Origin of the sequence: Psychrobacillus sp. FSL H8-0510, from assembly GCF_038008345.1 — a bacterium.
Lineage (GTDB): Bacteria > Bacillota > Bacilli > Bacillales_A > Planococcaceae > Psychrobacillus > Psychrobacillus psychrotolerans.
On sequence record NZ_JBBOYZ010000001.1, the window covers coordinates 3477730 to 3490433 of the forward strand.

Genomic DNA, 12704 nt, shown 5'->3' on the forward strand with positions numbered 1-12704 from the left:
GGAAATTGGTAGAATGCAATATATTACTCGAAATTAATTGAACATTTATTTTATTTAAACAAATTAATTTATTTTGGTAATCATATTTTCAGTGAGGAGTTTTGACTATAGATTCCTTGTATATCAACGAATCGCTCACTTGACTCTTGATTATGAAATTACTTTCCTTCCGCAAATATTAACAATAATTACCATATTTTTTAAGGCAGATACACACAATATTCAAACTCCAAATCTATTGTCTTACTAAAAAAGCTATGCAATCGGAGAACTCTCCCACTGCATAGCTTTTACTATTTATCCTCAGGGAACAATACCTCTTTTAAAGCATCATCAGAAGAATTTTCCGTTAACTTTACTTTAGATCGATACGCTGCCCGGGTAAGCAAGTGCCCTGATACAGGAGCAGTTAAAAACACAAATAATATACCGAGTATTAGACGAACGCTTATTAAGTTCTCACTAACCCAAAAGTATATAAAGGCACCAGTTAGAGATAATAATACTGCTACAGTTGAGCTTTTAGTAGCTGCATGTGAGCGAGTATAGACATCTGGAAGACGTATAATACCGAAAGCACTAATTACACTCATGACACTTCCCAAAAAAATGATAATTACCGCAACGTACTCAATTATCTGACTTATGTTCAATGATAGCGCCCCTTTCAATATACTTAGAAATGGCAATTGTACTTATGAAAGCAAGTATACCAAGTATAAGAATGGCCTCTAAAAAAGCCTTAGTCTTCAAGACAATTGAAATAATAGCGATCATCGATATTAAATTTACACCAATCATATCCAATGCTACTGCTCTATCTGGCATAGAAGGACCTTTAATGATTCGAAAAAGAGCAATTGCAATAGAAACTGCAAATAGAGTTAATGAGATCAACAGTATTTTTTCTACCATTAGCGGGTCACCTCCATAATTGCTTTTTCAAATTTAGTAATCGATCGCAATACATCCGCTTTAGACTGCTCTATATCCATTGCATGTATATAAAACATATTTCCTTCTGGGTTAACTTCCATCACAACAGATCCTGGAGTTAAGGTTAACAACATTGCTAACGTGGTAATTTCCCAGTCCCCTTTAAGTTCTGTCTTATAAGTGAAAATCCCTGGCTTTAAATCCCAGCGAGGATTTAATATTTGCTTACTTATCAACAAACTAGACTGAGCTAACTCGGATATAAATATGAAAACTAACTTAATAACCGAGAATAATCTCTTCAAATAAAACTGGGTTCCAAAAAAGCGATGCATTAAGAAGATGATGAAGATACCTACGATGAAACCACTAAAAAACGTCGTTAGTCTCAGTTCATCTTCGTCCTGTAACGTTGTCCACAAAAATGCAATGAATAGGTTTAGTAAAAATTGTGCAGGCATATTTCTCACCTCTCCCATTACTTATCCCCTCCCATTACTGCATCAATATATACAGATGGATTAGATAGAGTATGAGCTGCATCAGCTACATAACCGGATAGAAACTCTGCTCCTAAACCTAAAGAAATCGTCGCTATTCCCAACAAAACGATTGGGATAATCATTCCCATCTTCATTGGTTTTTCATCTTCTAGACTAATAATAGTTTCCCCAAATATTGTATTTAAGAAAATTCTAAGAAGTGAATATAACACAACAATACTCGAGAGAAATGCTAGCGTTAGAAGTACGTAAGATCCTGATTCAATAGCACCTTGTCCAACTAATATCTTACCCACAAACCCACTTAACGGTGGAATACCTGCCAATGAACAAGTGACAAGGAAGAACATCCATCCAAATAGAGGATAATTTCGTATGAGTCCACTCATTTCATCAATTTTAGACTTTCCAGTCAAATAAATCATTGTACCAGCTAGCAAAAATAACATTGCTTTTGCAATCATGTCATGAATTATATAGTAAATAGACCCTGCAATAGACGTTTCCGTTCCAACCGCCAGGCCAATTAGTATAAACCCAACAGCAATTACTACATTATAAGAAACGATTAAACGGACATCCTTAAAAGCAATGGCTCCGATACATCCCACAATTAGTGTAATTCCTGCCATTATCCCAATCAGTGTTTGGGATATTAATGGGTCATGGTAGAAGATGAGTGTGAATGTACGAAAGAGTGCATATATCCCCACCTTTGTCAGTAAAGCTCCAAACAAAGCAGCAACTGCAGTCGGTGGCACAGAATAAGATCCAGGGAGCCAAAAGAATAATAATAATCCCGCTTTTAAACTAAAGACAATTAAAAACAAAATACTAATGGTAGTAAGTAGAGGTCCCTGCCCTGCCTCCGCCACCCTTTCTGATATATGAGCCATATTTAAAGTACCAACCGTACCATACAAATAGGCTAGAGCTACTAAGAAGAACCATGAAGCTAGAATATTTATCACTACATACTTAATCGATTCTCTTAGCTGAGGCTTGGTCCCACCTAAAGTAATTAATACATATGAAGCTAATAACATTACTTCGAAACAAACAAATAAGTTAAACAAATCGCCTGTTAAAAACGAACCATTAACTCCTGCAACTAAAAATAAGACAAATGGATAGAAGTACATTTTTTCATGTCTTTCTCCTATAGAAGAAAATGCGTGGATTAGACAGATTGCTGTAACTATACTCGCCGTCAGTACTAGTAACATCGCAAAGGAATCTGCGACAAATAGTATTCCAAAGGGAGGTTGCCATCCTGCAAAATCTAGTCGAATAATTCCATCTGTCTGAATTCTATTTAAAGTAAATATACTTACCACAGCAATACCAATCATCGTTATTAAACAAATTGCACGTTGTAATTTCACATATGGTCTTAAAAACACTAAAATAATTCCAACCATAATTGGAATGATCAACGGTAATACAATTAAATTATTCATTTTTTGCCCCTCTCAATTCATCGAGATCTTCCGTACCCACATCCTGATAGGTACGGTAGGCTAGTACAAGTATGAAAGCTGTTACTGCAAAGCTAATCACGATAGCAGTTAATATTAATGCTTGTGGTAAAGCATCTGCATATGGTGCATCTGCTTCCTTCAGTAAGGGAACGTTACCTTGCTTTAACCCTCCCATTGTTAATATGAGCAAATGGACGGCATGTGAAAACACAGCTGTCCCTAAAATTATCCGAATTATATTTCTGGAGAGGATTAGATATGTGGCAACCGCAACTAGAATCCCTATTAACATAATTATTAATGTTTCCATTCGTTATCCACCATCCTCACTTATGCTTAAAATAATCGTTACTAATACACCGACAACTGTTAAAGCTACACCTGCTTCAAATATGGTCACCGTTGTCAGTTCTGTTACACCGAAAATCGGTAAATCAAAATAGGCAAAGGTTTGGGACATAAATGGAACTCCAAATAATATAGACCCAAAGCCTGTGGCTGTTGCGAGTAATACACCAACTGCTGCAACATATTTAAAATCTAACGGAAGACTCTTCTGTACTGTTTCAATATCTGTAGACAAGTATAGGAGTACAATGGCACTTGCTAACACTAGTCCACCTATAAATCCGCCACCGGGTGTATTATGACCTGAAAGAAATAAATACACACCAAATGTCAAAATGATAAATACAACAATCCTACTAATTGTCCGGAGTATGACATCATTGATCTTCAATGTTTTCATCCTCCTTTTTTGCTCTAAGCTTTATCATGGAGTACACACCTAAACCTGCTATAAATAGGACTACCACCTCAAGCATTGTATCAAAGCCACGGAAATCTCCCAATATAGCATTTACAATATTGGCTCCTCCAGCTAGTTCATAAGCATTCTCAAAGTAACTTGAAATTGGATCGAATTGATTGAAATCTACAACTGACAATCCTACTAAAACAACTACTAAGCCCACTGCCACAGATATTATTCCATTGATCCCTTTTGTACGTTTGGAAAGCTTTTCCTTCTTCCAATCTGGCAAGTGAGAAAAAGCTAATAGGAATAAGGCAGTAGTTACAGATTCTACGACTAACTGAGTTAAAGCTAAATCTGGTGCTCGGAAAATAACAAAAAAGATAGCGATAGAGTATCCTAATACTCCATTCAATAAGGTCGCTGTCATACGTGATTTTGCAAATAGCATTGATACTGCAGCAACCGCCATAATAGCCACTAAGCATACTTCATACACTCTAAATCCTGCATTTGTTGAAATATCGAATGCAAACGCTCTTGAATAAAACAAGTAACCACCTACGGTCACTATAAAGAATACGAATATATATAGTAAATAATGTCGTAATAATCCGTTCATATATCGATTAGTAATGAGATTAGATTTGCTCACTGCAGAAGCCAAAAAGTTACTATAAAGTGCATTAAATGTAAATCGCGAAGAAAACAATCCATAGATTGGTTTCCACAATTTAAGAAATTTAAAGAGAATTGCACCTACTATAATAACTCCAATAGTCATGAGTAATTCAGGATTTACTCCATGCCAAGCCGATATTTTTGGAGTTAAATCTGCTGAATCTCCAAAAGTAGGATAAATACTACTCATCGCAGGTTGCAATATATATTGACCTAATAGATTTGGAAAAAGGAATATACCAATAACTAAAGCGGCAAGAATCATTGGAGATATTAACATTCCAATTGGAGCTTCGTGAATAGGTTTGTCCAGTTTCTCTGGCTGAGGTTTCCCAAGAAATGCTTTAAAAATAATTATCATACAATATACAAATGTAAACACACTAGCAATCCAAGCTACAACTGGGAATATAATTCCAAAAGATGACAGATCAAAGATATCCACATTCATAATATGAACAGTTGCCGCAAAGAACATTTCCTTACTTAGGAATCCATTAAATGGCGGTAAACCAGCCATCGACAAACTTCCTATTAATGCTACCGTAAATGTAAAAGGCATTAATGTCATTAATCCACCAAGTCTTCGAACATCCCTTGTTCCTAACTCGTGATCGAGAATTCCTACTACCATGAACAATGCACCCTTAAAGGTTGAGTGATTTATCAAGTGAAATAAAGCAGCAAATGTTGCTTGCGTGTACAGTACTGAATCCGCCGAATAGCCAAACTGCAATGCTATTGAACCTAAACCAAGCAAACTCATGATGAGTCCTAGCTGACTAATAGTAGAAAAAGCTAGTAATGCTTTCAGATCAGTTTGTTTCACTGCATTAAAAGAACCCCAAAATAGAGTAATCATCCCGACTATACTCACTACCCAAAACCAAACCTCATCAGCTCCAAAAACTGGTGTGAAACGAGCCACCAAATATATACCTGCCTTAACCATCGTAGCCGAGTGTAAGTAAGCACTAACGGGTGTTGGCGCCTCCATGGCATCTGGCAACCAAATATGGAAAGGAAATTGTGCTGATTTCGTAAAAGCTCCTAGCAATATTAAAATCATCGCAGGTATGAACAAAGAGTGGTCACTAAACTCACTTATACTTGAAATTATTTCTCGAATACTGAAAGAACCAGTCATTGTATGTAGCATGATAAATCCAACTAACATAGCAATTCCACCGCTTACTGTGATTAACATTGCTTTTTGTGCACCGTATCTCGATGCTTGTCGATGATTCCAAAAAGCGATTAACAGGAATGAGGAAACACTTGTTAATTCCCAAAAAACATATAACACCATTAAGTTATCAGAAAAGACAACTCCAAGCATGGCTCCCATAAATAATAATAAATAACAATAAAAGTGTTGTAAGGATTCTTTAGATGAAAGATAAAAAATGGAATATAAAATAACTAAACTTCCAACACCCGTAATTAAGAGAGCGAAAATCATACTTAATCCATCTAAATACGTCGTGAAGTTGAAATCTAATGTGGGAATCCATTCATATGTATGGACATAAGTTTTACCACTTGCTACCGAGGGAATTAGCCTAGCAAGTATGACGAATAAAACAAAAGGTACAATTAACACAAACCATCCAAGGTGAGCCTTTTTAAATCGCCTGTATGTAAAAGGCAGAAGTGCGGCCACGATAAATGGGATTAATATTACTAAATTTATAGAAAACAAATTTTAACCTCCTATTGGTTAAGCAAGAATTAGGATTGAGTGTGGGGGGAAATACTTTTTCTAACTATAAGCTTGACTATCCTAACAACTAGTAGCATAATAGGATTCCATATGAGACCCTTCAAAATACATTAGTATTTAGGATATTTAACTTGCTTGTAAAAATACTTGAAGCATATTATGTATAGAATTGAAGTAGTTATGTTACTATACATGCACTTAATAATTATACATGAATGTAACGTACAACGCACTTTTAGTGTTTTGAAGCATATAATCTAACCCGATAAAATTACTCGAAAAATATATATAGGAATACAAAAAAGAGGTGTGTACAACCGTGAAACGCGTAAAAGGTCGAATGGATGAGAGTATACTTGTCTGCGTATACTACGGACCAAATGGAGAACGACTAATTAGAAGAGGACATAAGATGGCAAGTATGTTAGATTGTCCACTCTATATTCTAACAGTTGATCCCCTTCCATATGATGCATTCAATGCTGAGAAATCTGGGTATATTGAACATTGGAAAGCTTTAGCTGAAGAGTTAGAAGTGGAAGAATTTATCATTCGTGACAACGAGAAACGTCCTTCACCAAAAGTTATTCAAGAAGTTGCTCATGGATTAAATATAACTCAAATTATAATAGGACAAACTGCACAAAGTAGATGGGAAGAAATAACAAAGGGATCATTCATGAATGTCTTATTAAAAGAAATTCCTTTTGTTGATTTCCATGTGGTTTCAGTGGCTCGCTACATTAAAGATGAAGAAGATGGCATCTTCGAAAAAGGAGTCCGTGCTTATTTGGTTACAGACGGAGAGTCTTACAAAGTTTCTTTCACTTGTGCGAAGAATATGTGCCAAGAAGGAATTTTCTTCAAAGAAATTGGAACTGATTTTGATAATGGCATTTTCAAATTTATGCATAATAACAAAATGCATCAAGTTCATATACAAGAAAATCTTGTTACTGACCCAACTCAAGTTCCAGACAGTTGCAGCTTAAAAGCAAGATAAAAAGGAAACTCTTAGAGTTTCCTTTTTATTGTTGTTAGAAAGCACTTTAACTGGACATCGTTATTTTTCGGTCCTTCGGTAACGCCAAAGCCACTAATCCTATTATGGGCAATGTAGATACGACAATCATCGTCGTATAAACGCCTATATAATCCATCAATATACCAATTACTACTGCTCCTATTGCCCCCATACCAAATGCCAGGCCTACAGTTAAACCAGCCATCGTACCTATTTTACTCGGCACTAGCTCCTGTGCGTAGACTACAGTAACAGAGAAGCTTAGCATGATGAAAAATCCAATCGCAATAAGTAATAATATAATTGCCCAAACAGGTACATAAGGCAGTAGTAGACATAATGGAATAGGGACGGCCATCGACAATATAATGACATTGCGTCTACCCATCCGATCTGCCATTGGTCCACCAAATAATGTCCCAACAGCTCCTAATGCAAGGAAAACAAAGATAATTAACTGCCCTTCTTTAATGGTCATGCCATAGTTCTTCATCAAATGGAAAATATAAAAGTTGGTCATATTGGTCACATAAAAAGATCGCGCAAAAATTATTACCATAAGAAGCGCCAAAGCCACACCAATTTGTTTTTTAGTTAGTGCAGGGAGTGAAGAAAGAAGCGTTCTCTTTCGGTTGGAAAGTTTCTCTTCCTCCAACTGTTTTTTATACCAAGCAGAAATCTTAGCCAAAAGAAATATCCCGACTGCCGCAACTACCAAAAAAAGTGCTGCTCCTTTTTGACCTAAAGGTACTAATATAAAAGCGCTAATAAGTGGCGCAAGAGCTTGTCCAGAATTCCCCCCCACTTGATAAATTGATTGTGAGAGACCTCGCTTTGAACCCGCTGCCATAAAGGACACCCGCGAACCTTCTGGGTGAAATACTGCTGAACCCAACCCCAAAAATATGACCGATACGAGAATCATCCAATATTGTGGCGCTAGTGCTAATCCTGCCATTCCAACAAAGGAGCTCATCATTCCAAGTGGCAATGCATAAGGCATCGGTTTTTTATCACTTATGTACCCTACAACCGGTTGGAGGAGTGAGGCAACAATATTTAATGCGAATGAAATGAGCCCTAATTGGGTAAATGTAAGCCCTAATTCTAATTCCAATACAGGAAACATCGCAGGAATTACTGCCTGCAACGTATCATTAAATAGATGACACACACCTATTGCGAACATTATAGGATAAACTGGATTGCCCATTTTATGTTTCTCTTTAGACATACACTCACATTCTTTCTTCATATTAACGAATAAAGTTATTATAGCGTAAATTTGACAAATTAATTAATAATGAGTGGAATAACGACTTAATTCATGGAAACACTAAGTTCTAAGTTGAACATGAAATGAGGTTAAAGAGAAAATATGGATACCTTTTTCGAGATGAACTTTTGGGAAATGATTTTGAGATCCACTCTTTCCTTTATTGCTTTGCTGATATTAGCAAGAATATTAGGAAAGAAACAACTGAGTCAACTCACATTTTTCCACTATATCACCGGTATAACAGTTGGTTCTATTGCCGCAGAGATTGCCTCTCAACATGAAACACCTTTTCTTGATGGGTTGATTTCACTTATTTGGTGGACATTACTTACTTGGTTAATGAGTTATGTATCATTGAAAATCCCTAAAATTCGAACAATGATTGATGATGAACCTACCATTATCATAAAAGATGGTGAAATTAGTGTGAAATCTTTAAACTCAGCACGTTTACATACGGACGATTTACTAATGCTGCTAAGAGAGCAATCTATTTTTTCTATCCAAGATGTACATTATGCTGTCCTCGAAACAAACGGTCAACTTAGCGTCATGAAAAAGGTTGGTCAGCAGGGAGCAACCAAGCAGGATGTAAAAGTACCTCTTACTCTTCCTTTATTCATACCCTCTGAAATTATAGCGGACGGCAAAATTGTACAAAAGAATCTACAAGAATTAGATTTAACCGAAGAGTGGGTTATGAAGAAACTGAAAAAGCATGGGGTTGACTCGGTAAGTGACGTGTTTTATGCACAGATACAAACAAATGGCTCGTTGTATATTAGCTTAAAAGATAATGGCATATAAAATAATCTTCATACGTCATTAGTAAATGTTTTAAAAGAAACGACAACAAGTGACATAATCACTTGTTGTCGTTTCTCTTTATTACGCTTGATTTAAATAACTTAGAATGGCACTACTCAACTTTTCTGGTGCCTCATACATACTCATATGACCTGCACCCTTTATAACTACATGTTTGAAGTTTTCGCCACTTGCTGTAAATGTCTTGTCTGCAGGAATAAGTTGATCACTTTCACCAGCTATTAATAGTACGGGTAACTTAGTATTCGCCAAAACTTCAGTACGATCCTTCCTTACTTTCATCGCGTTAAGTGCGTCTTTTGCCCCTTCTGGACTAGTTTCGTAGCCAATCTTCTTCACCTTTGTAAGAGACTGTCTATGAGTTTCTACATTTTCTGGGGCAAACAGCTTCGGAACCAGACCATCTATGAAAGGATCGATACCATCTTTGTCTATTTTACCTGCTGAAGCAGTTCTCCCTTTCTTCGCTTCTTCCGAATCCGGAAAACCTGTGGAATGAATCAATGAAAAGCCGTTTAAATATTGACTATAGCTTTCTGCGAATGCCAGTGTAATATAACCTCCGAGTGAATGGCCAAGCATCGTCACCTTCTCTATTTTCAGTTCTTCTAAGAAACGCTTTATAACGGATGCATATTGGTCAATATCTAGCACACCATCATGATTCTTCGATTCTCCATGACCAGGAAGGTCAATAGCAATTACTCTATAATCAGCAGAAAGTTCGTGGATTACTTCATTCCAATATTCAGCGCTTCCACAAAACCCATGGATAAATAGTAATACTTCTCCTTGACCTTCTTCTATATAAGCAATGTTTGAATTAGTAGTCTTCATAAAGTCATCTCCCTAGTATCTCATTAATCGATTGGTTCAACTCTTGAATGTTTACCCCATCTAGTTGTGTATTACTCAAATTATATTTCTTTTTTATAGAAAGAATTCTGTTCACACTTTCATCAATTCTTTGTTCGGAAATTTCTCCTGTTTTTACCGCTTGGAGAATTGCATCTTTCGCTTTAATAACATTTGCATAGTCATGGGCTACTAACACAATGTCATTTCCAGCTTTAACTGCGGATACTGCTGCTTCTCCTATCTCAAATGTATTTACGATTGCTTTCATCGTCATATCATCTGTGATAATAATCCCCTCGTAACCTAATTGTTTCCTCAAAATACCCTTAATAATCTTCTCAGATAAAGATGCCGGATATGTAGGGTCAATTTTAGGTAGCAAAATATGACCTGTCATTACAACTTCTGTCCCTTGATTTATAGCTTTTTTAAAAGGTATTAACTCTAAGCCCTGTAAATCCTTTAAACTCTTTTGAACGATTGGAAGCTCTTTGTGAGAATCTACTGCAGTATCCCCATGTCCTGGGAAATGCTTTATAACAGGAATAACTTGCTCACTCTGAATACCTTCCATCGTTTGTATACCTAGTTCACTTACCTTCTGAGCATCTTTGCCAAAGGAACGGTCTCCAATTATAGGATTTTCTGGATTGCTATTTATATCAAGAACAGGTGCAAAATCTAAGTTAAAGCCAAATGCACTTAATTGTTTCCCTAAAAGCTTTCCGATGCCATAAGAAAATGATGCGTCATTTCGAAATCCAATTTCTTCGTTTGTTGGTAGTTTAGTTAACTCTGGCAGCCTCGATATTCTCCCACCTTCTTCATCAATCCCTAAAAATAATGGCACTTTATTATTAGAGTTTTCTTGTTTGATGGCGTTTAGTAAAGTAACTGATTGATTGGCTTTCTTTAAATTGTCCTTGAACAAAATAATACCGCCGACTTGATGTGTAGATATAATTTTCTCTGTTTCATTGGTCATGACTTTCCCTTTTATACCTGCAAATATCATTTGACCCACTTTTTCTTCTAGACTTAAATCGGATAAAGAGACTTCTTTATCTTCTTTCACTTCCGTGAATACGGAAATGTGATGAACAGTTGGATTAGGATTTTCTTTCGATGGCTTCGGCAATATCCATTTCATTTGAAAGTCTTCAGTGACGTTATATATAAGTATCGTTTGATCTACTTGATCGTCTTTATAGCTTCTAATATCGTCAGGCTCACCTTTAATAGCTATAATATCTTCCAGATGTATTTGTTGTATCTCGGTGGAACTAGAGCGTATATCAAACACAATCTCGGATTGATGACCAACCGTTACATTGTTTAACAAAAATTCTTCATAAATAGCACTACCATTCTCACTTTTCCGCTCTGGGGCTCCCCAGAGTTCACGCACTTTTTGAATGTTGGTTTCTCCTATGATAAAAGGCGTATTAATCGTTTGCCCCTTCTCCGCTAGTTCGAACAATAGGGATACAATGGACACCGTATCCGAAGACACCTCCAATGACACGTCCTCTTGAATTTTGTTCTCCTCCTTAGATTCTTTAAGCATTACAAATACGGCAATTACCAAAAAGAACAGAAGAAGTATTAACACTTTCTTCGTCATCATAAAAACCTCCAAACAAATGATGATGTAATCTCTACTTCCATAAGCCTAACCAATATATCGTTAATTTAACTGCATTATGTTTGATATATTTGTATTTCTCCAATATAGTACTAGATAAATACTAAAACTAGAAAAGAGGAATAGTTATGTCCATTAAAGATGCTATGATATGTGATATAGAAACGGGTATTTGCGGACCAGCAGAAACAGAGGAAGGTAATTCTGTTATAGGGCTAGTCGACTTAACTAACCTTTCTCCTAATAAGAATCCTGACCCAATTGAACAATTAGAAAAAGACAAATAAATAACCTAAAACGCCCTTCAGTAGTAAGTACTTAAGGGCGTTTCCTATTATCGTACTTCCTTCACCTCTAAATGCTTCATACAATTGTATAAATGACAAACATTTACGTCATCCTTGAGTTCTACAATTGTAATGGCAGTGTTACCGATATCCCGAGAAAATTCACCATCTGGAACTAAAGCGTATAATAATCTACTGATAAAGCCTCCATGACTAACTACAAGTACTCTTTGACCTAAATGTTTTTCCTTTATTTCTTCTATAAAGGACATTCCACGAGATATAATTACATCTTCCGCTTCAAACCCCAGTTCTAAATCCCTCCAGGCCGGTCCCCACTTTGCAATCCGTTCCTCTTCAGTCGTACCTTCTATAATACCTCCGCCAATTTCCCCTAAGCGTTTATCTTCGTAAAAGTCGACTCTTGGATATTTCTGCGCTATAATTTCAGCTGTTTTTTTCGCACGGATGAGCGGACTTGTATATATAACGTCCCACTCCTCGTTCTGTATTCTTGTTGCTGCGCGCTCCGCCATACGTATTCCTTCCTCATCTAACGGTATATCTGTGTTTCCCTGCGCTCTACCTTCTTTGTTCCAAGCCGTAACGCCATGTCTTACAAACCCTATCGTTGTCATGAAATTTCCCCCTTACTTATTGTTTCATTATACTCAAAGTAAAATAGTTGAACAAATATCGCTTGAC

Annotated in this window: 14 protein-coding genes; 3 read left to right on the top strand and 11 right to left on the bottom strand. The window is 36.4% G+C overall.

Translation table 11 applies throughout. The annotated features are described in order from the left end of the window. Positions 1 to 293: 293 nt before the first annotated feature. The 7 genes from MHI40_RS17655 to MHI40_RS17685 are packed head-to-tail and all read right to left on the bottom strand — an operon-like array spanning position 294 to position 6057. Positions 294 to 653, bottom strand: coding sequence for a Na+/H+ antiporter subunit G (locus MHI40_RS17655; protein WP_093537469.1), 360 nt, complete (start codon positions 651 to 653; stop codon positions 294 to 296). Next, complete coding sequence (locus MHI40_RS17660; protein WP_093537468.1) at positions 631 to 915, bottom strand: Na(+)/H(+) antiporter subunit F1; 285 nt, start codon at positions 913 to 915, stop codon at positions 631 to 633. The genes MHI40_RS17655 and MHI40_RS17660 overlap by 23 nt, the downstream gene beginning before the upstream one ends. Then, positions 915 to 1397, bottom strand: a complete 483-nt coding sequence (locus MHI40_RS17665) for a Na+/H+ antiporter subunit E (RefSeq protein ID WP_093537595.1) — start codon at positions 1395 to 1397, stop codon at positions 915 to 917. Before MHI40_RS17665 ends, MHI40_RS17660 begins: the two co-directional genes overlap by 1 nt. Positions 1398 to 1414: 17 nt before the next feature. Beyond that, on the bottom strand, positions 1415 to 2899 hold the full coding sequence (locus tag MHI40_RS17670; protein WP_340763813.1) for a Na+/H+ antiporter subunit D: 1485 nt from the start codon (positions 2897 to 2899) through the stop codon (positions 1415 to 1417). Continuing rightward, a complete protein-coding gene (locus MHI40_RS17675) occupies positions 2892 to 3230 on the bottom strand; it encodes a Na(+)/H(+) antiporter subunit C (RefSeq protein ID WP_093537466.1) in 339 nt (112 codons plus the stop codon). The genes MHI40_RS17670 and MHI40_RS17675 overlap by 8 nt, the downstream gene beginning before the upstream one ends. 3 nt (positions 3231 to 3233) lie before the next feature. Beyond that, positions 3234 to 3659 (bottom strand): Na(+)/H(+) antiporter subunit B, encoded by a 426-nt coding sequence (locus MHI40_RS17680; protein WP_093537465.1) that lies wholly within the window; start codon positions 3657 to 3659, stop codon positions 3234 to 3236. After that, the gene (locus MHI40_RS17685; RefSeq protein WP_340763817.1) at positions 3646 to 6057 is read right to left on the bottom strand and encodes a Na+/H+ antiporter subunit A; all 2412 of its coding nucleotides are present in this window, start codon (positions 6055 to 6057) and stop codon (positions 3646 to 3648) included. The genes MHI40_RS17680 and MHI40_RS17685 overlap by 14 nt, the downstream gene beginning before the upstream one ends. A gap of 340 nt (positions 6058 to 6397) precedes the next feature. On the opposite strand from MHI40_RS17685, the gene MHI40_RS17690 reads away from it, so the two are divergent. Then, complete coding sequence (locus MHI40_RS17690) at positions 6398 to 7081, top strand: histidine kinase (protein WP_093537463.1); 684 nt, start codon at positions 6398 to 6400, stop codon at positions 7079 to 7081. Positions 7082 to 7127: 46 nt separating this feature from the next. Here MHI40_RS17690 and MHI40_RS17695 read toward each other — a convergent pair whose 3' ends face one another. Then, on the bottom strand, positions 7128 to 8336 hold the full coding sequence (locus tag MHI40_RS17695; RefSeq protein WP_340763820.1) for an MFS transporter: 1209 nt from the start codon (positions 8334 to 8336) through the stop codon (positions 7128 to 7130). Between the two features lie 144 nt (positions 8337 to 8480). Here MHI40_RS17695 and MHI40_RS17700 point away from each other — a divergent pair, with 144 nt between their 5' ends. Beyond that, entirely contained in the window at positions 8481 to 9188 is a 708-nt protein-coding gene (locus tag MHI40_RS17700; RefSeq protein ID WP_340763822.1) for a DUF421 domain-containing protein, read from the top strand. A gap of 81 nt (positions 9189 to 9269) precedes the next feature. On the opposite strand, the gene MHI40_RS17705 is transcribed toward MHI40_RS17700, so the two are convergent. Then, complete coding sequence (locus MHI40_RS17705; protein WP_340763824.1) at positions 9270 to 10046, bottom strand: alpha/beta fold hydrolase; 777 nt, start codon at positions 10044 to 10046, stop codon at positions 9270 to 9272. 4 nt (positions 10047 to 10050) lie between these two features. After that, positions 10051 to 11694, bottom strand: coding sequence for a beta-N-acetylhexosaminidase (nagZ, locus tag MHI40_RS17710; RefSeq protein WP_340763825.1), 1644 nt, complete (start codon positions 11692 to 11694; stop codon positions 10051 to 10053). 146 nt (positions 11695 to 11840) lie between these two features. Between nagZ and MHI40_RS17715 the strand changes: the two genes are divergently transcribed. Continuing rightward, positions 11841 to 11999, top strand: coding sequence for a hypothetical protein (locus tag MHI40_RS17715; RefSeq protein WP_340763827.1), 159 nt, complete (start codon positions 11841 to 11843; stop codon positions 11997 to 11999). A 47-nt stretch (positions 12000 to 12046) separates the two neighbouring features. Here the strand turns inward: MHI40_RS17715 and MHI40_RS17720 are convergent, their stop codons facing one another. Next, the gene (locus MHI40_RS17720; RefSeq protein WP_340763828.1) at positions 12047 to 12637 is read right to left on the bottom strand and encodes a histidine phosphatase family protein; all 591 of its coding nucleotides are present in this window, start codon (positions 12635 to 12637) and stop codon (positions 12047 to 12049) included. Positions 12638 to 12704 lie beyond the last annotated feature (67 nt).